Annotated in this window: 26 protein-coding genes; 3 read left to right on the top strand and 23 right to left on the bottom strand. The window is 42.0% G+C overall.

Translation table 11 applies throughout. The features are described 5' to 3' along the window. The 3 genes from KH180_RS11915 to KH180_RS11905 form a co-directional block, all read right to left on the bottom strand. Positions 1-580 (bottom strand): sugar phosphate isomerase/epimerase family protein (locus tag KH180_RS11915; protein WP_290760594.1); only part of this gene is annotated, 580 nt, incomplete at its 3' end. Positions 581-592: 12 nt separating this feature from the next. After that, positions 593-1,756 (bottom strand): Gfo/Idh/MocA family protein, encoded by a 1,164-nt coding sequence (locus KH180_RS11910; RefSeq protein ID WP_290760591.1) that lies wholly within the window; start codon positions 1,754-1,756, stop codon positions 593-595. A 23-nt stretch (positions 1,757-1,779) separates the two neighbouring features. Beyond that, the gene (locus KH180_RS11905) at positions 1,780-2,706 is read right to left on the bottom strand and encodes a sugar phosphate isomerase/epimerase family protein (RefSeq protein WP_290760588.1); all 927 of its coding nucleotides are present in this window, start codon (positions 2,704-2,706) and stop codon (positions 1,780-1,782) included. Positions 2,707-3,109: 403 nt separating this feature from the next. On the opposite strand from KH180_RS11905, the gene KH180_RS11900 reads away from it, so the two are divergent. Further along, complete coding sequence (locus KH180_RS11900; RefSeq protein WP_290760586.1) at positions 3,110-3,940, top strand: class I SAM-dependent methyltransferase; 831 nt, start codon at positions 3,110-3,112, stop codon at positions 3,938-3,940. Between the two features lie 123 nt (positions 3,941-4,063). Here KH180_RS11900 and KH180_RS11895 read toward each other — a convergent pair whose 3' ends face one another. From KH180_RS11895 to KH180_RS11830, 14 genes are all read right to left on the bottom strand, one after another. Next, positions 4,064-4,420 carry a hypothetical protein gene (locus KH180_RS11895; RefSeq protein WP_290760583.1) on the bottom strand — a complete coding sequence of 119 codons (357 nt, stop codon included), beginning with the start codon at positions 4,418-4,420 and terminating at the stop codon, positions 4,064-4,066. A 27-nt stretch (positions 4,421-4,447) separates the two neighbouring features. After that, a complete protein-coding gene (locus KH180_RS11890) occupies positions 4,448-5,326 on the bottom strand; it encodes an AraC family transcriptional regulator (protein ID WP_290760581.1) in 879 nt (292 codons plus the stop codon). 40 nt (positions 5,327-5,366) lie between these two features. Continuing rightward, positions 5,367-5,906, bottom strand: coding sequence for a 5-formyltetrahydrofolate cyclo-ligase (locus KH180_RS11885; RefSeq protein ID WP_290760579.1), 540 nt, complete (start codon positions 5,904-5,906; stop codon positions 5,367-5,369). Positions 5,907-6,075: 169 nt separating this feature from the next. Then, on the bottom strand, positions 6,076-6,858 hold the full coding sequence (locus KH180_RS11880) for an HAD-IIA family hydrolase (RefSeq protein ID WP_290760576.1): 783 nt from the start codon (positions 6,856-6,858) through the stop codon (positions 6,076-6,078). A 6-nt stretch (positions 6,859-6,864) separates the two neighbouring features. After that, entirely contained in the window at positions 6,865-7,560 is a 696-nt protein-coding gene (locus KH180_RS11875) for an L-ribulose-5-phosphate 4-epimerase (protein ID WP_290760574.1), read from the bottom strand. A gap of 14 nt (positions 7,561-7,574) precedes the next feature. Then, positions 7,575-8,867, bottom strand: a complete 1,293-nt coding sequence (locus KH180_RS11870; RefSeq protein ID WP_290760571.1) for a sn-glycerol-1-phosphate dehydrogenase — start codon at positions 8,865-8,867, stop codon at positions 7,575-7,577. A gap of 3 nt (positions 8,868-8,870) precedes the next feature. After that, a complete protein-coding gene (locus KH180_RS11865) occupies positions 8,871-10,298 on the bottom strand; it encodes a PTS galactitol transporter subunit IIC (protein ID WP_290760568.1) in 1,428 nt (475 codons plus the stop codon). 27 nt (positions 10,299-10,325) lie between these two features. Then, complete coding sequence (locus KH180_RS11860) at positions 10,326-10,628, bottom strand: PTS sugar transporter subunit IIB (protein ID WP_290760564.1); 303 nt, start codon at positions 10,626-10,628, stop codon at positions 10,326-10,328. 26 nt (positions 10,629-10,654) lie between these two features. Continuing rightward, the gene (locus KH180_RS11855) at positions 10,655-11,125 is read right to left on the bottom strand and encodes a PTS sugar transporter subunit IIA (RefSeq protein ID WP_290760561.1); all 471 of its coding nucleotides are present in this window, start codon (positions 11,123-11,125) and stop codon (positions 10,655-10,657) included. A gap of 6 nt (positions 11,126-11,131) precedes the next feature. Next, positions 11,132-13,213: a BglG family transcription antiterminator gene (locus KH180_RS11850; RefSeq protein ID WP_290760558.1), complete on the bottom strand. Its 2,082-nt coding sequence runs from the start codon at positions 13,211-13,213 to the stop codon at positions 11,132-11,134. A gap of 225 nt (positions 13,214-13,438) precedes the next feature. After that, positions 13,439-14,341 carry a 1-phosphofructokinase gene (gene pfkB / locus KH180_RS11845; RefSeq protein WP_290760555.1) on the bottom strand — a complete coding sequence of 301 codons (903 nt, stop codon included), beginning with the start codon at positions 14,339-14,341 and terminating at the stop codon, positions 13,439-13,441. After that, positions 14,338-15,084, bottom strand: coding sequence for a DeoR/GlpR family DNA-binding transcription regulator (locus tag KH180_RS11840; RefSeq protein ID WP_290760552.1), 747 nt, complete (start codon positions 15,082-15,084; stop codon positions 14,338-14,340). The genes pfkB and KH180_RS11840 overlap by 4 nt, the downstream gene beginning before the upstream one ends. Positions 15,085-15,391: 307 nt before the next feature. Continuing rightward, on the bottom strand, positions 15,392-17,440 hold the full coding sequence (locus KH180_RS11835; RefSeq protein ID WP_290760549.1) for an ABC transporter permease: 2,049 nt from the start codon (positions 17,438-17,440) through the stop codon (positions 15,392-15,394). After that, complete coding sequence (locus tag KH180_RS11830) at positions 17,430-18,197, bottom strand: ABC transporter ATP-binding protein (RefSeq protein ID WP_290760546.1); 768 nt, start codon at positions 18,195-18,197, stop codon at positions 17,430-17,432. The genes KH180_RS11835 and KH180_RS11830 overlap by 11 nt, the downstream gene beginning before the upstream one ends. A 177-nt stretch (positions 18,198-18,374) precedes the next feature. On the opposite strand from KH180_RS11830, the gene KH180_RS11825 reads away from it, so the two are divergent. After that, positions 18,375-18,725: a cupin domain-containing protein gene (locus KH180_RS11825; RefSeq protein WP_290760543.1), complete on the top strand. Its 351-nt coding sequence runs from the start codon at positions 18,375-18,377 to the stop codon at positions 18,723-18,725. 83 nt (positions 18,726-18,808) lie between these two features. Further along, the gene (locus KH180_RS11820) at positions 18,809-19,030 is read left to right on the top strand and encodes a hypothetical protein (RefSeq protein ID WP_290760539.1); all 222 of its coding nucleotides are present in this window, start codon (positions 18,809-18,811) and stop codon (positions 19,028-19,030) included. Between the two features lie 44 nt (positions 19,031-19,074). Here the strand turns inward: KH180_RS11820 and KH180_RS11815 are convergent, their stop codons facing one another. From KH180_RS11815 to KH180_RS11790, 6 genes are read right to left on the bottom strand one after another with little or no spacing between them, the layout of a single operon-like run. Next, complete coding sequence (locus KH180_RS11815; protein WP_290760536.1) at positions 19,075-20,082, bottom strand: ATP-binding protein; 1,008 nt, start codon at positions 20,080-20,082, stop codon at positions 19,075-19,077. Continuing rightward, positions 20,079-20,750, bottom strand: coding sequence for a response regulator transcription factor (locus tag KH180_RS11810; RefSeq protein WP_290760533.1), 672 nt, complete (start codon positions 20,748-20,750; stop codon positions 20,079-20,081). The genes KH180_RS11815 and KH180_RS11810 overlap by 4 nt, the downstream gene beginning before the upstream one ends. A 10-nt stretch (positions 20,751-20,760) precedes the next feature. Continuing rightward, positions 20,761-22,038, bottom strand: a complete 1,278-nt coding sequence (serS, locus tag KH180_RS11805) for a serine--tRNA ligase (RefSeq protein ID WP_290760531.1) — start codon at positions 22,036-22,038, stop codon at positions 20,761-20,763. 18 nt (positions 22,039-22,056) lie between these two features. Further along, positions 22,057-22,554 (bottom strand): DUF4446 family protein, encoded by a 498-nt coding sequence (locus KH180_RS11800; RefSeq protein ID WP_290760528.1) that lies wholly within the window; start codon positions 22,552-22,554, stop codon positions 22,057-22,059. Between the two features lie 10 nt (positions 22,555-22,564). Continuing rightward, positions 22,565-23,458 carry a ParB/RepB/Spo0J family partition protein gene (locus KH180_RS11795; RefSeq protein ID WP_290760524.1) on the bottom strand — a complete coding sequence of 298 codons (894 nt, stop codon included), beginning with the start codon at positions 23,456-23,458 and terminating at the stop codon, positions 22,565-22,567. Continuing rightward, entirely contained in the window at positions 23,455-24,228 is a 774-nt protein-coding gene (locus tag KH180_RS11790; RefSeq protein ID WP_290760521.1) for a ParA family protein, read from the bottom strand. The genes KH180_RS11795 and KH180_RS11790 overlap by 4 nt, the downstream gene beginning before the upstream one ends. Positions 24,229-24,325: the final 97 nt, after the last annotated feature.

The following is a 24,325-nucleotide window of genomic DNA, read 5'->3' as shown; positions in this document are numbered from 1 at the left end:
TTAACATGGAGCGCACATCCCCTTTTCCTTCATCATAGAAGAATCCGTGCGGGGAAGAATACACATATCCAAGGTTCGGGGAACGGAAAGATTTTACCAGGTCACAGGTCTCATTGTTTAATTCACAAAAGTCATACGGATGAGACTGAATCTCCACTCTGAGCCCTTCCCTCTCAATGATCGGCAGCAGCTCTTCCATGGACTTAAACCACATGCCGTTGCAGATTTCCTGCTGGTTCGGGTCTCCGGAAAGCTCCGTGTTGATCACCGGAACCCCCATATCCACAGCAATCTCGATCATCCGTTTCCAGTTGGCAACCGCCATCTGTCTCTGTTCTTCGGTGGGGCCGGACCAGCGGTATACTACGATGAAAGAAGAGATTTCCACGCCGGTTTCTCTGAGTGCTTTTCTGTATTCTGCCTCACATTCCCTGGAAAACAGAGGATGCTTATAGAATGGATTGATTCTTGGATGTGGAGACTGTTCAATATACTTGTAGCCCCAGTCTGCCGCCTGGTGTACCATCCGGTTGATATCCATCTGCTTGGCCAGAACGTCAACATCAAATGCTATTTTCATCTTTTCTGCTCCTTATTTGTAATCTACCCACTGTGCCCCCTGATCTGCAGACTGCACACAGTTCTCTACCCAGCGCACACCTTCTGCCCCTGCATGTACATCAGGATACCAGAATTCAACAGCTTCCCCTCTGTCACATGCATCCATAGCCTGTGCAAACCGGCTGTACAAGTTGCTCCATGCCTCAAATAAACCTTCCGGATGTCCTGCACCAATCCGGTCTTCCTCCAAAGCTGAGGGTGCCAGATACCCCATTCCTCTTTCCAATACACGCACAGGTTCATTCTGCACTTCATAAGTAAGCTGATTCGGGTGTTCATCCCACCATTCAATGGATGCTTTTTCTCCGATCACACGGATTTTCTGTCCATGCATAGAGCCGCAGTTTACACAGCAGGACCACACATATCCCACTGCTCCATTGTCATATTCCATGATGGTCATAGCATTATCTTCCAGCGGTTTTCTGGATTCTACAAAAGACTGCCTGCTGCACATCAGACGTTTAATCTTCATATCCGGAAGCATAACTTCGGACAGATAGAGAGGATGAGTTCCCACATCACCAAGCACATAAGACGGCCCCGCCACTTTCGGGTCCACACGCCATTTAGTAGACGCTGTGTTTTTCTCTACAGCCACATTGTGGAAACCATGGGAAAACTGCATGCTGACAATACGGATCTTTCCTAATTTTCCTGATGCAATCAGCTGACGTGCTTCTTCTATCACCTGATGTCCGGCATATCCATAGGTTACGCCTACGATTTTGTTCTGCTTTGCTGCCAATTCCTCCAATTCTTCTGCCTCTTTGGCGGTAAAACAGAGCGGTTTTTCACAGACAACATGAAGACCGGCAAGAAGGGCTGCTTTTGTGATTTCATAGTGTGTTCCGTTTGGTGTGGCTATGGAAACTGCCTGGATTCCGTCTGCCCTCTTTGCCTCCTCTGCAAACATTGTTTTATAGTCAGGATAACATCTGTCTTCTTCAACATGAAGCTGCTTTCCAAACTCTTTTCCCCTCTCAGGGTCAATGTCAAACGCCCCTGCCACCAGGTCAAAATTAAAGTCTCTCATTGCAGCGGAACGGTGGATATAACCGATCTGGCTTCCCTTGCCTCCACCTACCATAGCCCAGCGGATTGGTTTTTCAATTTTCTTTTCTCCATAATACATAGCTTTTATCTCCTTTTATGAATTTAAATCTGATATCCTACACTTTTTAAATATGTAACACTTTCTTTTACATCCCGAAGACTGGTGTCAGAATTTCTCGGGTCGCGTTCCTGCTCAATGGTAATGTATCCGTTATAATTTATATCCTCTAATGCCTGCTTAATTCCCGGATAGTCCAGCGCACCTTTTCCGATCGGACACATGGCACCTTTTCCACATCCTTCAAAGAAGCGGATGTGTTCTCCCAGCACTTCCCTGTAAACCTTTTCATCCACATCTTTAAAATGAACATAGTCCAAACGGTCAGCATATTTTTTCAGCCATTCCGCCGGATCCATGCCAGAGTAATAGAGATGTCCTGTATCCAGGCAAAGTCCTGCCAGTTCATAAGGAATATCTCTTACCACTGCCTCAATTTCATCTGCAAATTCAATGTAGCCTCCTGCATGAGGATGGATGACCGGACGGACTCCGTATTCTTTTGCCTTTTTGCAGATTCCCCTGATATGATTCATCATCCTGGCCCAATCATCATCGGAAAGCCGGGGTGCCTTGTCAGGATGTCCTGCCGCATAATCTCTCTCATCATGTCCCCAGTCCATAATCGTCATATACGGTGCGGCAAAATGCTGTCCGTCATGTACGGGAAGCGGCGGGAGCTTTGTCACAAGAGAGCATATTTCTTCTGTCTGTCTCAGTACATTTTCATAATTCTCTTCACTTAAAAGATCATCAAAAATGGTTCCTGCAACAATTGACAGTTTATTGTTTTCCAGTTCTTCGGAAACTGCTTTTACATCAATGGGAAGATATCCGTAAGGTCCAAGTTCAATCGCCCGGTAGCCCGCCTGCCCTGCCTCCTTAAGCACTCTCTGCCACGGCGGCAGATAAGGATTTTTTACATCATCCACGCCCCAGCAGCAAGGAGCTCCGCAGATATTCATACTCATATTAAAACCTCCTGTTTTGTTTGTTCATTATCGCTTTCTGTAATTAATATTTTAGAGAAAAAAAGATGTGTGTGCCTTTGCTAAACTGTATTGATTTTCAAGAAAAGAAACAGATCTGTATATTCCCGCAATCCCCAATTATAGGCCTGCGGCACCGTAAAAGCGCCATATTGGAAAACTGGATCCTTTATGAAAAACCGATAGTAAAACTTCACTATCCTGTACATATGCTATATAATTGAAACACTACAGATAAAAAGGAGATGGTTTTGTCCGGCGCATTTACTGCTGTATAATCAGCGGCACAAATGAAACGTGGAAATCAGAAATAATCAAACATATATAAAATCTGTGAATGCAGATTTAGTTGTTGCGCAGAAAAGATTATGAAAGGACAAAACATATGAAAGATTTACTGAAACTAGTAAAAAACAAACCAAGTTTATTTGAGCAAAGTGAAAAAAATATATGGGATGATGATTACGTTTCCAAGAGTATGCTTAAGGCACATTTAAAGAAAGATTTAAATTCTGCTACAAGAGAAATAGAATTTGTAAAATCATCAGTCAAATGGATATCTGAAACTTTTCCCCCTGAAAGATATACGTCATTGCTGGATTTAGGGTGCGGACCGGGAATATATACTGAATTGTTTTATGATCATGGCTACGATGTTTCCGGCATAGATCTCTCAGGCAGATCGATTGCTTATGCAAGAAATACTGCCTGTGAAAATAAGAAAAATATTCATTATTTTAAAGGGGACTATACCAAGTTTGATTTTTATTCCCAATATAACTTAATAACACTTATATACTGCGATTTGGGCGTTCTTCCCCATGCTTCCAGAAAGAAATTATTATCAAAGATTTATGCCTCTTTGCTGCCTAATGGAGTTTTCTTATTTGACATTTTTACACCCTTAAAATATAGAGATATGAAAGAAAGTAAGGACTGGGACATTTGTGAAAACGGCTTTTGGAGTGAAAAATTAAGTTTAACGCTTCATTCCTTTTATCGTTATGATGAGGATCAGACTTTTTTAAACCAATACGCTGTTGTCACTGAGAATGATATCTCCTTATATAATGTCTGGGAACATACATTTACATTGGAAGAAATAAAAAGTGAATTAATGGACGCCGGATTCAGCAGCATAACAGTTTACGGTGATATTGCAGGAAGTTTATATGAAGACGGCAGACAAACAATATGTATTGCAGCTCAGAAATAGCTTCTCCTATATCATGCCTCAGGATTTTTTTATTTCATGGGATGCACTTTTCTATGAAACGAAAAAAGATCCTGAGGCATATCACATAACCAAAGGATCTTCTTCAACTATAAACTTTCCTGATTATTTAATTGGTATTTCTCCTACTATTATTTTAGATGCAGAATCCAGTAGAAGTATTCTGAAATCATTCCCCTGCGTATTTCCAATCTGAACGGTTATATCTCCTTCCACTGGTTTGGCATCTGCTGTAACTGATTCGGCCTGCTCATAGTCCTGTTTGACTGCTTTTCTTACAGTAACATATTGAAAATCTATTTTAAAAAAGTTTATCGGCTTCTGCTTCCATAAATATATTTTACAGTTTCTGATTACTTCCCCATCAGCCTGAGGTGTTTCGTTTATAAAATATTTTTTGCAAAAAACTAATATACATAGAAACAAAATAACCGCAACTGCAGTTAATAATATTTTTTTCATAGGTTTCCTCCAGTCATATGGCTATTTTTATGACTGATCCCTTCTTCCCCTCAATTTATCCAGATACATTGTCCGATACCGGATCGGCGTCATTCCAACAGTTTTCGTAAACAGCGTACTGAAGTAATTGGTATTGTCATATCCAACCATGGTGGCAATCTCTGTAGCCGTAAGATCAGTAGAGATCAGCATTGTCTGTGCAAGCCCGATTCTCCTGCGGATAATATAATTGATCGGTGTCATGCCTGTAGCCTTTTTAAAACTGTGAGACACATAAGTGGCAGAACAATGCATGTCCTCAGCAATCCTTTCCAGATTGAGTTCCTCTGTAAAGTGGTCATTCAGATAATTAAGAATCCTTGAAATGAATTCTTCTTCCTCTGTCTTCGCAGCCATGGCCTGGGGGAAGGTTTCCAGCTGATTTGCAATGACAACCATAGATGCACAGAAAAGCTGTGAGGCCAGCTGCCCTGCCGGATTCATTTCCTCCATCATATAAATCTGATCGCACATGGTTTTTAGAAACGGAAACAGGGAACCTGCATGCCTTATAAAAGGGCCTCCGTCAGGAACCATTTGATTCCGCTCCAATCCCCTTAAACAAAGATTTGTAATACCGATACAGTAATGCCCGATATTTGTTTTTTCAGCAGTGGCAATCTCGTGAAGATCTCCCTGATTATAATAGGCCATGCAGCCTTCTTCTATAGGATAAATATTTGTCCCCACCTGATATGTACCTGTCCCTTTATATACAAGCAGCAGTTCACAGATAGATTCATGGCTGTGGAGCGGACGGCTGATCTTTTCCGGCGTACTCTCCTGTCTGGAAATATAGACCATCGTCGGCAGCTGCCCATTTTCAAAAACTTCTTTCAGATTTTGGTTTATATCAAATCGTATCAAAGCTCCACCTCTTTTCAAAGACTTCTTTTTTACGGCATCTTTATTCCGTGACCACAAGATCCATTGGCACATCATGGCTGTCGGAAGGTATATCATTCCATAACAGTTTCCTTCTGCATAAAAGAACTTTCAAAAAATCTGTATCACACAGATACCGGTCATAATACCCTGCTCCGTGTCCCAAACGTTTTCCACACAGATCTGCCGAAACACACGGAATAATCCCCAGATCGATCTCCTTTTTTTCAACAGGAGGTGTATTTCTTTTGGGTTCCCTAAGACCATAGATACCATCCTCCAGCTGGTCCATACAGGTAATCTCCCTCACCTCCATAATACCCGGTGCCGTACACAGCGGGACTCCCACTCTTTTTCCCTGCCGGAAGCACTCGGATAAAATTTGGTTTGTGGATACTTCTCTGCCTGCGGACACATAACAAAAAACAGTCTCTGCCTTTTTAAACTCCGGAAGTGTTAAGACTTTTCTCTGTATCTCTTCTTCTGACATCCGCAGATACTCTGTGGATAACTTTTCTGTTTTTTCTTTGATCTGTTGACGGATTCTCTGTTTTTCTTCCATAGATCCTGATCCCCCTGCCTGATATCCCCGAATGCAGGATAAATTTTTAAATACCTTTTCTTTACCCAAAAGGATAGCATATGATCTGGCAAAAGGAAAGGAGCAGAATTTACTTCCTCTTTCTCTTCACACAAAAATCCCGGACGCCATTCAAACGCCCGGGGCTTTTTCACTCATTCAGTTCTTTCGTGATTTCGCTTAAATCCTTCACAATCAGATCCGGCTTTACATTACTTTTCTCCGCATCCTCTGCAGTGCTCTCTCCGCTCAGTACAAGAACGGATGTCACATGACTCCCGTCTGCCACTGCAATGTCTGTATAGAGCCTGTCTCCAACGACAGCGATCTCTTCCTGGCGGCATCCAGTCTTCCGCACAATATAGTCCAATGTATGTTCAGATGGTTTCCCAAAGAACTCCGGATATCTTCCGGTCGAAGCCTCCACAAGCTTAGCCATAGAACCGCAGTCCGGTATAAAAGTGCCTCCCTCCATGGGGCAGTTTAAATCAGGATTGATCCCATAATAGATACAGCCGTTCCGGATATAATGGCAGGCTTTCGACAGCTTTTCATAAGTAAGTGTCGTGTCAAATCCCAATATCACAATATCAGGGTCTTCTTCTGCCAGCGGTATGCCAAACCTTTTAAATTCATTAACCAGTGACGGAGTCCCGACCACATACACACTCCTGCCCGCATGATTCCTCTGAAGATACTCTATCATTACATGGCTTGAGATCATCATTTGTTCCTTATCTGCGCGGATCCCCATATCTGCAAGCTTTTCAATATAGGCCTGCTGGCTCTTGGAAGAATTATTTGTGAAAAAATAAAATTTTCTGCCCGTATTCTCCACTCTGGAAAGAAAGTCCTTCGTAAACGGAAACAGTTCATTTCCAAGATAAATCGTTCCGTCCATATCCAACACAAAAGTCTTAATGTTTTCTAACATAATCCCTCACTTTCCGGCGTTTCCGTAGTAGGCATTGGGTCCGTGTTTCCGGAAAAAATGCTTATCCTGAATGGTTTTGGGCGCCTCGGCTGCTTCTGCCTTCAGCTGCTCTGTCCTGGCAGCCATTTTTGCCACCTCTTCCATCACGACAGCATTGTGCACTGCCTCCTCTGCATCCTTTCCCCAGGAAAACGGTCCGTGGTTTGTACACAGCACTCCCGGAACATAGGATGGATTCATCCCCTGAAATGTCTCAACTATGACAAGTCCTGTATTCTTCTCATATTCGGTTTCGATCTCTTCCGGTGTCAGACTTCTGGCACACGGGATCTCTCCGTAAAAATAATCTGCATGTGTGGTTCCGTAACATGGGATCGGCCTGCCGGCCTGCGCCCAGGAGGCTGCCCAGGCAGAGTGAGTGTGGACAATCCCTCCCACCTGGGGAAATGCTTTATAAAGCTCCAGATGGGTCGGTGTATCGGAGGACGGATGATAATCTCCCTCCACCCGCTCTCCGTTTAAATTCATAATTACCATATCAGATGGTTTCAGGTCCTCATAGGCAATACCGCTTGGCTTGATTGCAAACAGCCCCTGCTCACGGTCAATTCCGCTTACGTTTCCCCAGGTATAGGTAACCAGCCCCTTTGCGGGAAGCTCCATATTTGCCTCATAAACCTGCTGTTTTAATTCTTCCAGCATATCTTGTGCCCTCCCTAATTCTTGATTACTTCTTCATAAAAACTATAAAACTTGAGAAGCCTCATAAAAGTGATTCTGGCTCTCACATAAGGAGACAGCCTTGCGGTCTTTTCCTGGAAGCTCTCATCAAATCCAAGATCCTCTAAGGATCTGACCCCGTCCACCTTGGCAAGCATTTCGGTGAGTTCCCCGGCAGAAGGGATCTCATCGATGACAGCCGCGATCTCATTCTTTTTATCCAGAAGCTTTTTGGAATCAATCTCTTCCAGCAGATTCGGTGTATTTTCCTCCATGATGGACTCATACATACCAAGTTTGGTAAAATTCACCCGGATCAGTTCCTCTTCCACAGGCATAGATTTTTTCACTGTAAATGTTTCACTGCGCATTTTTTCTGCTGCTTTGTGATAGATTTTTGAAGCCAGAATCAGCCCCACGCCTACCTTTTCTCCATGGTAATAATCTATATAATCATTCAGCACTTCCATCTCCCACAGATGAGACATATGATGCTCTGCTCCGGAAGCCGGCCGGGAGTTCCCTGTCATCTGCATCGCCAGGCCGGAGAGCAGAAGTCCGTACATAAGCTCCTCATAAGCCGCAGCATCTCCTTGTGCCAGACCGGAAAGACTGTTTTTCAGTGCATCCAGTGCTTTATATTCCATCTCACAGATCTCTTCACAGATATATTCCCCTGTTAAAATATGTGTGATCTTCCAGTCCGCCAGAGCCGTATATTTTCCCAGCAGGTCCGCAGCCCCGGAAGCAGTAAGGCGCATAGGCGCTTTGCTGAAAATATCAGTGTCCGCGATCACAACAGCCGGAGACACAGCCGTAAAACTCTTTTTAAACCCGTGCCATGTCATGGCAGCCACCGTGGAGACATAACCGTCTACACTGGCTGCTGTAGGTACAGAGAAGAATGGAATTTTCCTCTCATAGGCATGGTATCTTGTAATGTCATGAACCGTACCAGAACCCACGGCAATCATCAGATCCACGTCCCCTATTCTGTCAAGCTGATTTTGGGCTGCCTCCACTCCGTGTTCATCGGCATGAAGGTTTTCAGGGTCAAGAACTGCTTTTTTCAGTCCCGGTACCAGACGTTCCACGGTTTTTCCTGCTGCTTCATATGTATTTTCATCACAGATCATTACAATATTCTGAAACTTCTTATATGCATCTCTTGCAAGAATCTCAGGAAGCTTTGAAACTGCGCCTTTTTCTATAATCATATCATCTACTGCAATCTCATGTTTTCTGCCGCAGCTGCACGGCTTTAGAAACTCTTTTACATCTACTTTCATACACTACACCCCTGCTTCTTCCACTGATTCATTTTTCTCTGCCTGACGGTCTAAGTAAGCTACGATCTCCTTGTTTTTTAATTTAAATACTGCAAACATTGCCGCATAAACTGCCACTGCTATGGCGATAAAGACAGGATTTCCGGAGAGGAAAGCCAGGAAGACAAAACCAAGCATTGGTTTTCCAAGAATGTTAAAACTGGTAATCATGGCTGCTCCTGCCGGAATCGCAAAGCCTGCGGACATTGCCACCTGTGTAAACAACGGAGCTGTATAGGTGCACATCAAAAGGCCTAAGCTGAACCAGATTGTTCCTGCCACAAGAATCTTGGACATGTTCCCTTTATAAACTGCTACCAGACCCTGCACCATGTATGGGATTGCCAGGAGATCCACAACCGGAAGCACCTGGTTGCCCGGAAGGATGGTAGAGACTACGATCATAATCGGGATCAGCAGAAGCCCGCTTGTAAGAGTTGCAGGTTCTCCATATCCCACAGCATCATTGACTGCAATATACCATTCCCTGTCTCCTGCCTTGCCCATAAATTTTCTTGCCGCTTCTGTGATCGGTGCAAATGCCTGGGCAAACATGCTGGCGATTTTAGGAAAGATGGCCATAACGGCACTGGTTGCAATCGCAGCTTCCAAAATATCTCCCCATCCTGCTATGGTTCCCAGTTTATTCACACTTCCAAGGATACCGATAAACATTCCGAGGAAAAATCCAAGTGTCATTGGCTCTCCCAGGAATCCGATTTTCTTTTCAATCGATTTGGGATTGAGCTTTAATTTGCTGAACCCAAGCTTATTTAAAACCGGATCAAACAAAATCGCAAAAATCGCAGGTTCCACATTGTGCATGGCAATGATCGTACAGTTCGGATAGTTATAATACTTGGACCACCGCTTGGCAACTAACTCTGATATAAGAAGGCTGTACAGATTTAAAAGGATCATACACGCGATTCCGAGAAGGAAATTATGAGTTTTAAAAATAACCATAGCTCCCCAGACAATGTATGAATAGTTATTCCAAAGATCGGACGGCTGAAAAATATTGGTCCACTTCACAAGAAACAGGATCGTCTGCAGAAGGATTCCCAGTCCCAGATAAATCATGCCTGCGCTGGTTGCAAAGGCAACCACGGAGGTGGCCTGCCATCCTACATCAAAGGTATTTAAATTAACCCCTGTGACCCCTGCCATAACCTGTGACATATTCTTGACCATCGGTGTGATGATCGGTGTAAATGCACCCAGGATTAAGGTAAATCCCATCAGGGATACACCTGCATAAAGTGCCGATAAAAATGCTTTCTGAACTTTTACTTTAAATATCAATGCAATGATAAAAATAATAAATGGTACGATAATAGCTGATCCGAAGTTGTCGATAATTGATTTCAGTATTGTAAGAACTGCTTCCATATGTATTTCCTCCGTTTCATTTCCTGTTTACTTTCCGACAGACTTCAGTGCCTCCACGATCTGGTCAAAAAATTCTTCCTCACCCATGCCGGTGATGCACGCGAAGGCATTGACCTGAGGGATTCCATAATCTCCGTCCGGGAGAGGACTTGTATGGGCCAGAATATCAAATCTTCCGGATTGGGCAAGATTCAAAGCCTCTGTAGGCCTTGCCTCTGTGGTGGAAACAGAGTATCCCTTTTCCCCTAATTTTTCTTTCAGCTTTGCAGCTACCATAGATGAAGTTACGGTTCCTGATCCGCATACGGATAAAATATTTACAACTGACATAATGAATCTCCTTTCATATTTCCTTTTCAGGAAAGTGACTGTTCTTTTTCTTTTATTATTCGGATAACGTCCTGTTTCTTCGTGCATTCTGTCAATTCTTTCAGTGTCTCTGAATCCTGAAGTATCTGCAGGATCCTCTGTAAAAATACGAGATGTTCTTCCGGATCGTCCACTGCAAGCATAAAAATAAGCCTCGCCATGACAACTTCATCGGTTGTTCCCATCTGGTAAAACTTCACTGGCTTTTTTAATACTCCAATAGCCACAGCTCCTTTATACACATGGCTTTTATCTGTATGGGGAATGGCGATTCCCACCCCTCCCATATTGACGCCTGTTGGAAAATCTTTTTCCCTTGCCTTTAAAGCGTCGATATAAGATTCCCTGCAGAATCCTTCTTCTATCAATGTCCTGCCCAGACGTTCAAAGACCTCCCCGGAGCTTTCGGCCTCAAGGCCCGGGAGCACCAGTTCTTCTTTTAAATCTTCCCAAATCATGCTACATTACCTCATTTCATATTCATATCGTTTGATCGCATTATAGACTTCCCGGCCGCTTCCCGCACACCGTATTTCATCTCTGAACTTCTGGTTATGAAATAGGTTTACAAGATGAAACATTGCCTTTAAGTGGGTTTCTTTGTTGATAGCGCTTAGGCAGCAGACCCACTCTACCGGATCAAATTCAGGCTTTCCGAATACCACAGGCTGTTCGAGCCGGATCAGACTCATTCCTGCCTTCTTAGCCCCTGCATTCAATGCCTCATGAGGCAGGGCAAATCCCGGTGCCACGAGAATATATGGCCCGTTTTTTTCCACATTTTCTATCATGGAACTTATGTACCTTTCCTCAATACAGTCATTTTCAAGCAGATACCCGGCAGACTCCCTGATAGCCTGCTGCCAGCTTTTACAGCTTACATTTAATCTCACTGCCTCCCCGGGAAGCATGGCTAACAGCGGCAGGCTCACCTCTTTGTGGTAATACTCATTCACAACCTCTTCGATTTGAAAGACCATTTCCTGCGGAGCCGTATCTGATGCAAGAATTTCTTTGATCCGCTTCATATGTGCCGCCTCAGGCTTTTCTTTGACCTTTGGTTCTGCGGCAGCTTTATGATTTCCTTTCAGCCGTGAAAGCTTTTTCCCCACATTGATACAGTCCTCATCATTTAACAGCGGATCAACCTGAATATATTCCATGTCCGTATCCAGCGCCACGGTGGAAATAATCACATCAGCCTGGTCAATGTCTGCATTTTTAAGATCATGTGCCGGTATAATATCACACACATTAAAGTTAAAATACTTTTTCAGTCTGGCCAGCAAAAGCTGGGAAGTACCTATCCCTCCGCTGCACACAAGAATCACGGAGTAACGCTCTGTAGAATTTTTATTCCGTTCAATGGCAGCGCAGATATGCACTACAATATATGAAATCTCCACTTCATTCAGTTTCCGTCCGATATAATCTTCCAGAACTGATACGTTGTTCTGCACTGCTTCCTGAATCCTGGGATAACGCTCCAATACTTCCGTCACCACTGAGTTGACTGTATTGTCCTGGATAGCCGATGAAAACATGGATTCCAGATGATTGATCAGATTTTCATAGAAAATATAATCTCCCTGTAAATTCAGGTCAATGTCAAAAGACACATGCTCAATAAAAGTTCTTGTAATCACCTGCATCTTTACAATTTCCTGATTGCTGGTAGTCTTTTTAATATAACGCATTTCATTTAAGACTCTGCTGAGAAACTTAATCTCGTCTTCTTCTACCTGAATGCCTGCAAAATCGCTGAGCTGCTTTAATATGTATCCAGCCATCTCATATTTGCTGTTTTTCTTGCCGTCCTGCTCTGCATACATCTTAAGCCTCATGCGGTACAGACTTAACAGCAGAAAGTATTTAAGATTAGTAAAAGAGGTATCTGTGAGAAACCTTCCGGAGAAATGTTCCGCCAGATTGATCACCTTTTCCATTGTCTTTAAGTCTTCCATATCTACCCGGCTCTCTTCCTTAAGCGAGCCGATCAGCCTCTCAAAAACCGGTGCCTCACGGTAGACAGATTCATTGCTTTTCACCATGGAGAGCAGCAGTAATCTTTTATTTTTTTCCTCCCCTTCTAAAATCAATCCCTTGTTGGAATGGGAAACAACATAAAGCTTGTGCTTTTTTAAAAATGCTTTCAGTGCATCCAAGTCCTGGATGACTGTGGACCGGCTCACATACATGCAGTCTGCCAGATCTGAAATCGTCCGGTAGTCTTTTTCACAGATCAGCAGTGTTGCCATAAATATTTTTCTTTCATTTTTCTCCAGCTTGTAAGAGTAAAAATCATCCCGGAAAAGATACTTCCGTGCCTGCTCCATATCTTCTCCTGTCTCAATGAGTCCCTGTCTTTTAAGACTTACTCCGGACAGCTGGTTCTTATTAAGAAATTCATTAATCTGCTCCAAGTCATTCCGGATGGTCCTTGTGGACACTCCAAACTGCTCTGCAAGCTCTTTCATATAGGATGCCTGCCCATATTCTTTTTTCTGAATCAGAGTAGATAAGATTTCCCGAGATCTCTTGTTCATAATTATCACCTCATCTATGTTTTGAGTATATCATCCATACTCTTTGAAAAACAGTTTGAGGTATTTCATCTTTTGTGAAAAGAAATGACACTGATACATTTTCTTTCACAAAAAAATGAAAAAAACAAGGCATGTAAATTTCCATACCTTGTTTTCTCTGCAATTTATTCTTATATATTTATGTTCCTCACTTGTCCGGTCATAAACCAGCTGATCGCAGATTAATTATAACTGCTCATATAATTCCATAATCTTTTCTTTTGTAGCCAGATCCTCAGAAAATGCACTTGCGCTTCCTGTGGCAATGCCCATCTTCAGTGCCTCTTTATAATCCCCGTTTTTCAGGTATCCGGTCAGGAAGCCTGCAACCATAGAATCTCCTGCCCCCACAGAGTTTTTCACTTCTCCCTTCGGACAAGGTGAAATGTGTACGTCTCCTTTTTCCGTAATCAGGATAGCTCCGTCTCCGGCCATGGAAATCAATACATTCCTTGCACCCTTTTCCTGAAGCTTCTTTCCGTATTCAATGATCTCTTCATTGTTCTTTAACTCAACTCCGAACATCTCTCCTAATTCATGGTTATTCGGTTTGATCAGGAACGGATGGTATTTAAGCACGTTTAACAGCAGATCTTTCGTTGCATCCACAACGATCTGTATCTTTCTGTCCTGAAGCCTTTCCATGATCTTTTCATAGACATCTTCCGGAAGAGTATTCGGAATACTTCCGGCCAGAACCAGAATATCACCGTCCTTTAAAGTATCCAGCTTCTGATACATCATTTCCAGCTCATCTTCATGGATGTCCGGTCCTTGTCCGTTGATTTCGCTTTCTTCATCTGACTTGATCTTTACATTGATCCTTGTCATGCCTTCCCTGAGGCGGATAAAATCAGGCTTAAATCCCAGCTGCTTTGCCCCTGTCTCAATGGCATCTCCCGTAAATCCTGCGATGAATCCAAATCCTACGCTGTCGATCCCTAAATTAGCCAGTACGTTGGAAACATTGATTCCTTTTCCTCCGCAGTACATATCCTCTCTTGTGGTACGGTTTACCTTTCCCAGAGTCAGATCATCCACCTTGATGACATAATCAATCGCCGGGTTAAAAGTTACTGTGTAAATCATTCTAATACCTCCTTGATGACTGCATAGTTTAAAAAGCTTTGATCTTCTAACTTCCCTGTTACAATAAGGGCCTGGTCCAGAGCCGCTACGCTGACTGCTGAAACTGTGCGGAATTTGGATGAATCCGCCAGGATATAAGCATCCAGACAATGTTCAAGCGCCGTTTTCTTTACCAATGCCTCCGTTACGTCCGGAGTTGTAAATCCGCTCCGCTTTGAGATACCGTTGACACCGAAAAATCCTTTGGTAAAGTTATACTTTCTCAGACTTTCCAAAGCCTCAGCTCCGACAATGGCTTCCGTCACCGCCCGGAGTTCTCCCCCGATCAGATACACCTTAAACCCGCAGTCCATGAGCTTTTTGGCATGGGAAATGCCGTTGGTTACATAAGAGGCCTTCTTTTCTGTCAAAAATTCAATCATCATCTCAGTGGTTGTTCCCGCATCCAGATAAATAAAGTCATCCGGCCTGATAATCCCTGCACAGTATTGTGCAATTCTGCGCTTTTCATCCACATTTTTTAAAGATTTATTCGCAACTGCTTCTTCCATGTTAAGGCCTGCATCCAGTGCAGTAGCCCCTCCATGTACCTTATTAAGAAGTCCTTTTTTATCCAGTGCGGTCAGGTCCCTGCGGATCGTTGACTCAGAAATTCCGATCTGCTTCACCAGTTCCTGTACCGTTACAGATCTGTTTATTCTGATCAGCTCTAAAATCTTTCGAAATCGTTCATCTGGCAGCATTTCATCACCTCTTTTTCCTAATTATATCACAATTTCATTCAAAGTCAATCATATTCATTCATTTTCATTCAAAACAAAGTGGCATGCCCACCTCAGCTCCCCAACCCCTCATTCTTTGAGGGGCCTGTTCACTTTGCGCGCCAAATGCGATTTGCCACAGGCAAATAATTTCTCTGTGCATTTGTGCGCATCCTGCACGGAGTGCTTTTTGTTTCATAGGACGTTCTTTCCTATGAAACAAAAAAGAACAGCAGTCAGTCACTGCTGTTCTCATTTATCTTTTCATTGTTATCATGTTTCTGCTTATTTATTTATTTCTTTCTTTGATCACTGCCTTGCTTCCCATATATGTCGCCAGCATATATCCTCCGTATATGACAAGGATCGCTGCCCCGGAGGCTAAGATACCGTTTAGTGCATTTACATTGCCTAAAGTTGATATGACATTGCTGGCTACCTTTACACCAATATATGAATGTACCAGCGCCAAACTCAGAGGTACCATAAAGTAAATCACAATCTGTGCAAGCATGGCATGATTGATCATCCGTTCATCTGCTCCGATTTTTCTGAGAAGATTATACCGCTCCACATTGTCTGAATTCTCACTTAACTGCTGCAGTGCAAGCACAGCCGCACAGGTGATAAGGAACACCGCTCCGATATAGATAGCAATATATGTGATAACCATGCTGAGACCTGCACTCTGTTCAATCATCTCCACTCTGTAAATAGCAGTGTGATACGGAGACTGGTTCCTCTGCTCCACAGTATGATGAGGATAAATTTTATCCAGGGCTGCACTCAGTTTATGGCTGTTTTTGTCTGCATCCCCTTTCATCTGACAATTATAAATGATAGTTCTTACCGGAATCGTCCGGGCAATTTCGTCCGGCACAATCAGGGTACCCAGATCCATAGGCATGGAAGATGCTGAAAAGTACGTATTATCAAGTACGTCTTTTTTCGGTGTAAGGGTCTTTCCGCCTATTTTAATCTTCTCCCCGTCTTTGCAGGAATCCTTCCATAAAGCCTGCATATTTTCAAAGTTGCAGTTCACTGCATATTCATCTGACTTAAGATGAATCGCCTGTTTCCCCTGTTTTCTCATGGACTCATTATAATCGGATAAAGATATAATATCAGGAGTTGATTTTTCCATTTGTTTTTTTGTGCTTTTTGGGTAATCCACTAATTTGTCCCGTCCGCTGAGAAATATTTTGAATTTTACTTGCTCATACATACGGGTATAAATGGTACATGATTTGTCAACGAAATCATTCATATCGATACCCTTTTTCTTAAACTCTTCCTTCATATTCAGCTTTATTTCAGAATCCTTGGCATCCTCAGAAAGATATCTTACATAAGACGCGTCATACGGTGTGGCTTTCTTCATATCATTTCCGAAGGTTGTTGCCAGACCCGCTCCTGTGGAAAATACTCCGATTGCCACCAAAAGCATAAGGCAGAGCATTGTCATAGAGACAAAGGTTGTTGTAATTTTAGAGTTAATCTGCCTTAACACAAACATATTGAGCTTTCTGTAATAGAATCTCTTATTTGTCTTTAAAATTCTTAAAAAGAAACCGGACAGAGACAGGAAGAACAAAAAGGTTCCTGCCGCCCCAAAAATAATACTCATCCAGAACTGAGAATCTACTTCCATCATGCCGTTTTCCTGAATACAGTAATATGCATAACCGATGCATACTACAGAAATAAGAAACAGCACCACAGAAACTCCCAGTTTTTTCACCTTCAAAGATTCATTTTTTTTGCTTGCAGTCAAAAGATCAATAACCTTGACCTTGGATATACTGAATGCATTAAAAATCATAACAATCAGGAAAATAACTGCAAAGTAAATGATAGTCCTTATAAATGCTTCGCCGGAAAAAATAAACCTAAATTCCTTCATCTCCACCATAAACATTTTGGCTGTCACCGCTGAAAGTCCCTGAGATAAAAACACTCCAGCCAGAAGGCCTGCAGCCAATGCAAAAACTCCAATAAACAGGGTCTCAATAATCAGTACTTTTGACACTTGGCGTTTATCCATTCCCAGACACAGGTAAAGTCCCAGCTCCTTTTTCCTTCTCTTAATCAGAAACCGGTTGGCATAGATTACAAGGAAACCGAGAATCACGGCGATAAATACAGATAATGAGCCGATGGCCATCTGAAGCATTTCTATAATGCTTTTCTGTGATTCATTCATTTTCAGCATAGCCTGCTGGCTTCCGATAGAGTTAAATACATAAAACAGACAGACACCAAAGGTCAGTGTTAAAAAATAAACCGTAAAGTCTTTTATACTTTTCTTTACATTTCCAAAAGCTAATTTAGAATACATTTGTACTGTCACCTCCAAGCAATGTCACCACTTCAATGATGCGGTTAAAGAAGTCTTTTCTGGAATCCCTTCCTCTTACGAGCTCATTAAAGATTTTTCCGTCTTTGATAAATAAAATACGTTTACAGTAGCTGGCCGTAAATGCGTCATGAGTTACCATAAGAATTGTTGCATTCATTTCTGTATTCATTGTTTCCATACTGTCCAGCAGCATCCTTGCAGACTTACTGTCCAGCGCTCCCGTAGGCTCATCTGCAAGAATCAGAGACGGGTCCGTTACCATCGCTCTTGCACTTGCAACTCTCTGCTTTTGCCCTCCTGACAGCTGGTATGGATATTTAGGAAGCTCCTGTGTGATCATCAGTCTCTCTGCAATAGATCTCACTTTGTCTTCAATCTCTTTTGCAGGTGTTTTCATAATAGTCAGCGCCAGTGCAATATTTTCATAAGCAGTCAGCGTATCCAGCAGGTTAAAATCCTGAAAGATAAAACCCAGCTGTTCTCTCCGGAACTGGGAGAGGTGGCGTCCCTTTAACTTTGTCACATCCATTCCGTCAATAAAAATATGTCCTGAAGTAACTCTGTCGATCGTAGAAATACAGTTGAGCAGCGTCGTCTTTCCGCTTCCTGACGCACCCATAATTCCGATATATTCTCCTTTCTCCACATCAAAGCTGATGCCGTCCACCGCTTTTGTCACATTCCCTTTGTTCCCATAATACTTTTCCATATTTTCAACTTTTAATACCGTTTTCATATTCCATTACTCCTTTGCTTTTTTTATGTTATACATACTATATCACTGTTCCATAAGGCCATCCATCGAACTGCCTTACACAAAACTTACACTTTTGTCACCTTTCATATTGATTGTAATTTTAAATACAATCCTCTATACTGATACTATAACCAATTCATAAACGGAGGTAAGGCCATGTATTTAAAAAACGAAGATGTTAAGTATGAGACAGTAGAGAATGCCAGGGGAGGAAAAGGAACGATCAGAAAAACTGCTTTTTTGACAAAAGATGAGATGAAGGACAGCAGCCGCCTTTTCGGCAAGATCATTATTCCGCCCGGATGTTCTTTCGGATACCATGTCCATGAAGATGAAGGAGAAGCATACCATATTTTAGCCGGCCGCGGCATGTACAACGACAACGGCACTGAATATGAAGTAAAGGCAGGGGATACTACATATACGATGAGCGGATGCGGACACGGAATAGAAAATATCGGTGATACGGATTTGGAGATCATTGCTTTAATCTTATTAGACAAATAAGAAAATTATTGAAATTAAAATTCCAATGATATTTTTTTCATGGACCAACCATACTATTTATATGCCAAAAGGAGGTTGAGATCATGAAAAAGAAGAAAGAGCTGACAAACGAAGAAATTGATGAAAATATCTTTGATATGTGTTCCACATGCTCTACCACTGACTGCACCGGGCTGATTCCCGCAAAACCGGTATCTGAAGCAGAAATTGAATCCTATGAGGATCTTTATCCTTTCCGCCCTCCGGTAATGAATATTAAGGACTGCCCGAACCTGGAGGTAGAGGACCCGGATAAGCCGGATTAGGAATTAAAGAAAGAAAAACCGCTGAACATATTGTCAGCGGTTTTCTACATATGGACAAAAGAATTTTTGGGAAATTCAATTTTAACCTGGGTTCCCTCTCCTTCTATGGAGCGGATAGAAAACCCAATTCCAAGCTTATCAGAAAGTTTTCTGCACAGATACAGTCCCATACCGGTTGACTTAGCGTATTTTCTTCCGGTTGTCCCTGTATATCCTTTTTCCATGACCTTTGGAAGGTCTCTGCTGGAAATGCCGATACCGTTATCTCCGATCAATAGAGTTACATGATCCTTGTCTTCTTCTGCTGCAAATCTTATCTCCGGATTTTCTTTGCGGTATTTTACCGAGTTAATCACAATCTGCTTGATAATAAATTCCATCCATTTTTCATCGGTATACACATCATAATCCAAACAATCAAGGCTGATTTTTACCTTAGACTGAATCAGAAGTTTGGAATTTTTCTTTATCACATCCTGCACCATTGTATTCAGGTTCATACGTTTCACAATATAATCCTTTTCTACTCCATTGCTCCTGGAATAGTAAAGTGCCTGTTCGAGATAGTATTCCACTTCCTCCAGTTCATCACTGATGTCTTTTGTGACCTGGGAAGGATTATTTTCAATCATCAGCCTGGAAGCTGCAATGGGTGTTTTCACCTCATGGATCCACATCTCCACATATTCTCTGTAATCCTGTGCAGACACTTTATACTCTGATACTTCATCACACATTGATTTATTGCATTCTGTCAGACAGTCATAAAAAATGCCTCCCTCCAGAAATCCGGGCCTGTCCAAAAGTTCTGACAGCATAAACTTTTTATCCAATGCATCCATGCTGCTCAATGCCGTTTCATAGAAATTCTTTTTCTTAAAGTATTCATTGCCGAGTGCCAGTGTCAGAAGAATAAAGTATAAGCATAACAGATAAATAACAGAAAACACTGTGGCATGGAATAAATGCAGCATCCATACGAGAAACGTCAGAAAAAACAGCTGCAGTACAAAAAATAACAGCTTATCTTTTAAAAATGCCCGGATGCTCATACCAGATACCCCTGCCCTCTCTTAGTGACAATATAATCAGAAAGGCCGATAGAATCCAGCTTCTTTCTGAGCCTGTTGATATTTACAGTCAGGGTATTGTCATCCACAAACTCATTGGACTGCCACAGTTCTTCCATCAGTTCATCCCTGGACACAATTTGATCTTTCTGCTTCATGAGCACGGAAAGCATCTTTACTTCATTTTTACTCAGCTCAATATGCTTCTCTCCGTGCCACGCAGTACTGTTGGACAGGTTTATCGTCAGTCCCTTATGTGCAATATTCCACTCTTCTTTTGTATGTTTTGTGCGTTTCAGAAGCGAAGAAATCCTGGCCACGAGAATCTGGGTATTATATGGTTTTGCAATAAAATCATCCGCCCCCAGATTCATGCTCATAAGCTCATCCATTTCGCTGTCCCTGCTTGTAACCACAATAATCGGAATCTCCGATTTTTCTCTGACTGCCCGGCATATATAGTATCCGTCATATACCGGAAGATTAATATCCAAAAGAATCAGATCTGCTTCTTCCTCCAGGATATCATCCACGATATTGTCAAAGTTATTGAGCGCTTTTACACGATAGCCGTAACGGCACAGGAACTCACTCAGTTCTTTCTGGATTTTTAAATTGTCCTCGACCAAAATGATCTTTGCCTTTTCCATATAACATCCTTTACTGAATGACTTTCATACCGCCCATATACGGCTGAAGTGCCTCAGGGATCCTCACACTGCCGTCTGCCTGAAGATTGTTCTCTAAAAAGGCGATAAGCATTCTGGGCGGTGCCACTACAGTATTATTTAAAGTATGCGCAAAATACTTGCCGTTTTCTCCATTGACACGGATTTTCAGCCTTCTGGCCTGGGCATCTCCAAGATTGGAACAGCTGCCCACTTCAAAGTATTTTTTCTGGCGCGGAGACCATGCCTCCACATCAACAGATTTAACTTTAAGGTCAGCCAGATCTCCTGAACAGCATTCCAGTGTGCGGACCGGGATATCCAGAGAACGGAATAAATCTACGGTATTTTTCCACAGCTTTTCATACCAGTCCATACTTTCTTCCGGTCTGCACACAACAATCATTTCCTGTTTTTCAAACTGATGAATTCTGTAAACGCCTCTTTCTTCCAGACCATGGGCTCCTTTTTCTTTTCGGAAACATGGAGAATAACTGGTAAGTGTCTTAGGAAGCTCTTCTTCCTGAATCATTGTATCAATAAACTTACCAATCATGGAATGTTCACTGGTTCCGATCAGATACAGGTCCTCTCCTTCTATTTTATACATCATGGCGTCCATTTCATCAAAGCTCATGACACCGGTGACTACATTGCTTCTGATCATAAACGGCGGGACACAGTAAGTAAAGCCTCTGTTAATCATAAAGTCTCTGGCATAAGATATTACCGCAGAGTGAAGCCTTGCCACATCGCCCATTAAGTAATAGAATCCCTGACCTGCTACTTTCCTTGCACTGTCCAGATCAATACCATCAAATTTTTCCATAATCTCCGTGTGGTACGGAATTTCAAAATCCGGTACTGCAGGCTCACCGAATTTTTCAATCTCTACATTTTCACTGTCATCTTTTCCGATCGGAACAGAAGGATCAATGATATTCGGAATAGTCATCATAATTTTTAAGATTTTCTCTTCTACCTGCTTTTCTTCTTCTGTCAGTTCCTCAATACGGCCTGCCTGGTCGGCTACCTGCTGTTTGAGCTGTTCAGCCTCGTCCTTTTTCCCCTGTCCCATTAAACCGCCAATCTGTTTGGATATTTTATTCCTATTGGCTCTGAGTGACTGGACCTCCTGCTTGATCTCCCGGTTCTTCTCATCTAATTCTAAAACCTCATCCACTAACGGCAGTTTACGGTCCTGAAACTTATTTTTTATGTTCTGTTTCACTACATCCGGGTTTTCTCTCACAAATTTAATATCTAACATAATTTCCTCCTGATAGGTTTATTGATTCATGCAATCTTCCAGTACAATCTGCTCTTCTTTAGATAGAGCAACTTCTGAATGTCCGTCTTTTATTTCTTTTGCATACATATAACTTCCATAGCGGTTGCTCATTGCATTGAGTACAATTCCATTATTTCTGTGATCCAGCAGCGCAATCGCAAAACTTGTCTCGCCGCCCATTTCTTTAAATGCATTATATTTCAGTATATGCATTTTTGAATATGATAATTGAAGCTTTTCTTTCAGTCTTCCCATTTCTTCATCAAGTATTTTATGATTTTCTTCAATTCTTTCCATCTCATCAAAATGCTTTACAAATATTTTTTCAAGGGACTTACCATTTTCCCCCTTCATAAACATTCTGTATTTCTTTTTCATCTTACTGGTCTTCACCAGCAGGACAATGATCAGCAGCAAGGCCAAAGCAAGCAAACCGGCTAACCCGCATAATATATAAAATAAGTCAATTCCAAAAATTGTAATACCTGTAGTCATTCTTTTCCTCCTATAACGTTCTCAGCATATCAACCAAGCGGTCAAGTTCTTCTTTCGAGTAGTATTCTATCTCAATTTTTCCTTTGTTATTTTTATTTTTAATATTTACTTTACTGCCGAGCACCTGTTTTAAGGATTCTTCCATATTGGCAAACAAAAATTCATGAACCTTATCTTGCTCTTTGGCATGTTCCTTCTTCTTCTTTGCCATCTGCTTTACAAGCTTTTCAATTTCTCTGACACTAAGTTTTTCATCAAACACTTTCATTGCAATTTCATACTGCTGATCTGCATCACTGATTGCCAGAAGTGCGCGTGCATGTCCTGTAGAAATCATCTCTTCCGACAAAAGATTCTGAACTCTTTGATCCAGCTTCAGAAGACGAAGAGAGTTGGTTATGGCTGCACGGCTTTTGGAAACCTTATCAGCTACCTGATCCTGTTTCAGTGAGAACTCTTCCATAAGTCTCTTATAAGCCTGGGCTTCTTCGATAGGATTTAAGTCTTCCCGCTGAATATTTTCAATCAGTGCAATCTCTACGATTTCGTTGTCTTCATAATCTCTGATCAGCACCGGAACCTCTTTTAAACCTGCCAGTTTTGCAGCACGCCATCTTCGCTCACCTGCAATAATTTCATAAAACTGTTCATGCTTTTTAACAATTAATGGCTGGAGAATTCCGTATTGTTTAATAGAGTCTGCCAGTTCCTGAAGAGCATCTTCATCAAACTGTCTCCGCGGCTGGTCAGGATTTGGTTCTACTTTGAGAATAGGCACCAGGATCTCTGATTTTATTTGTTCATCCTTCTTTAATATTTTTTCTGTCTCCGTCTCTTTTACCGGAGCACTGGGAATTAGTGTATTCAGCCCTCGTCCTAATCCCGTCTTCTTTTTAGCTGTCATTGTTCTTTTCCTCCATTTGAAATGACCTCTTCTGCAAGCATCTGATAGCTTTCAGCACCTACTGATTTGGGATCATACACATTGATAGGAAGCCCATGACTGGGTGCCTCTGCCAAACGGACATTTCTCGGAATAATTGTCTTATAAATATTTTGATTTAAATATGACTTTACATTCTCCACAACCTGCAGTGACAGGTTTGTTCTGGCATCGTACATAGTGAATACTGCACCTTCAATTTTCAGATCCGGGTTCAAACTTTTCTGTATAAGTTCAATCGTATACATCAGCTGTGTTAAACCATCCAGCGCATAAAACTCACATTGAATCGGAACAATTACGGTGTCGGCCGCGGTCATAGCATTGACCGTAAGCATTCCAAGAGCCGGCGGACAGTCTATGATAATAAACTCAAACTTTTCTACTGTGTCATGCAGTTTTTCTTTTAGTATGTACTGCATACGGTCCACTGTCATTAATTCAATCTCGGCACCTGCCAAATTACGATTAGCCGGAGCCAATGATAAATTTTCAAACACATCGTGACATATACATTCATCAAAAGCAATTTCTCCGGAAATAACTTCGTAAACAGTATACTCTAACTCATTTTTATCCAATCCAAGTCCAGTTGTAGTATTTCCCTGTGGATCCATATCTATAATGAGTGTTTTTTTTCCTGCAGCAGCCAACGCAGCAGAAAGATTCACCGCCGTCGTTGTTTTACCGACGCCGCCCTTTTGGTTAGCTATTGCGATAATTCTTCCCATATTATATATTCTCCTTTTAAAAAATATTATATCACTTACAACTTCTTATTTCTATATGTTTCACGTGAAACATTAAATTTATCTGCTAATATTTACT

Origin of the sequence: Anaerostipes sp., assembly GCF_018381315.1 — a bacterium.
In the GTDB taxonomy this organism is placed as follows: Bacteria; Bacillota; Clostridia; order Lachnospirales; family Lachnospiraceae; genus Anaerostipes.
The sequence above is the reverse complement of the archived record's forward strand: the minus strand, read 5'-3'. Positions and strand labels throughout refer to the sequence as shown.

Coding starts and splice junctions, on each gene's coding strand:
- KH180_RS11910 (WP_290760591.1), bottom strand. CDS start 1,756: ATGTATTATGGAGAAAAGAAAATTGAAAAACCAATCCGCTGGGCTATG.
- KH180_RS11905 (WP_290760588.1), bottom strand. CDS start 2,706: ATGAGTATGAATATCTGCGGAGCTCCTTGCTGCTGGGGCGTGGATGAT.
- KH180_RS11900 (WP_290760586.1), top strand. CDS start 3,110: ATGAAAGATTTACTGAAACTAGTAAAAAACAAACCAAGTTTATTTGAG.
- KH180_RS11895 (WP_290760583.1), bottom strand. CDS start 4,420: ATGAAAAAAATATTATTAACTGCAGTTGCGGTTATTTTGTTTCTATGT.
- KH180_RS11885 (WP_290760579.1), bottom strand. CDS start 5,906: ATGGAAGAAAAACAGAGAATCCGTCAACAGATCAAAGAAAAAACAGAA.
- KH180_RS11880 (WP_290760576.1), bottom strand. CDS start 6,858: ATGTTAGAAAACATTAAGACTTTTGTGTTGGATATGGACGGAACGATT.
- KH180_RS11875 (WP_290760574.1), bottom strand. CDS start 7,560: ATGCTGGAAGAATTAAAACAGCAGGTTTATGAGGCAAATATGGAGCTT.
- KH180_RS11870 (WP_290760571.1), bottom strand. CDS start 8,867: ATGAAAGTAGATGTAAAAGAGTTTCTAAAGCCGTGCAGCTGCGGCAGA.
- KH180_RS11865 (WP_290760568.1), bottom strand. CDS start 10,298: ATGGAAGCAGTTCTTACAATACTGAAATCAATTATCGACAACTTCGGA.
- KH180_RS11860 (WP_290760564.1), bottom strand. CDS start 10,628: ATGTCAGTTGTAAATATTTTATCCGTATGCGGATCAGGAACCGTAACT.
- KH180_RS11855 (WP_290760561.1), bottom strand. CDS start 11,125: ATGATTTGGGAAGATTTAAAAGAAGAACTGGTGCTCCCGGGCCTTGAG.
- KH180_RS11850 (WP_290760558.1), bottom strand. CDS start 13,213: ATGAACAAGAGATCTCGGGAAATCTTATCTACTCTGATTCAGAAAAAA.
- pfkB (WP_290760555.1), bottom strand. CDS start 14,341: ATGATTTACACAGTAACTTTTAACCCGGCGATTGATTATGTCATCAAG.
- KH180_RS11840 (WP_290760552.1), bottom strand. CDS start 15,084: ATGCTGCCAGATGAACGATTTCGAAAGATTTTAGAGCTGATCAGAATA.
- KH180_RS11835 (WP_290760549.1), bottom strand. CDS start 17,440: ATGTATTCTAAATTAGCTTTTGGAAATGTAAAGAAAAGTATAAAAGAC.
- KH180_RS11830 (WP_290760546.1), bottom strand. CDS start 18,197: ATGAAAACGGTATTAAAAGTTGAAAATATGGAAAAGTATTATGGGAAC.
- KH180_RS11825 (WP_290760543.1), top strand. CDS start 18,375: ATGTATTTAAAAAACGAAGATGTTAAGTATGAGACAGTAGAGAATGCC.
- KH180_RS11820 (WP_290760539.1), top strand. CDS start 18,809: ATGAAAAAGAAGAAAGAGCTGACAAACGAAGAAATTGATGAAAATATC.
- KH180_RS11815 (WP_290760536.1), bottom strand. CDS start 20,082: ATGAGCATCCGGGCATTTTTAAAAGATAAGCTGTTATTTTTTGTACTG.
- KH180_RS11810 (WP_290760533.1), bottom strand. CDS start 20,750: ATGGAAAAGGCAAAGATCATTTTGGTCGAGGACAATTTAAAAATCCAG.
- serS (WP_290760531.1), bottom strand. CDS start 22,038: ATGTTAGATATTAAATTTGTGAGAGAAAACCCGGATGTAGTGAAACAG.
- KH180_RS11800 (WP_290760528.1), bottom strand. CDS start 22,554: ATGACTACAGGTATTACAATTTTTGGAATTGACTTATTTTATATATTA.
- KH180_RS11795 (WP_290760524.1), bottom strand. CDS start 23,458: ATGACAGCTAAAAAGAAGACGGGATTAGGACGAGGGCTGAATACACTA.
- KH180_RS11790 (WP_290760521.1), bottom strand. CDS start 24,228: ATGGGAAGAATTATCGCAATAGCTAACCAAAAGGGCGGCGTCGGTAAA.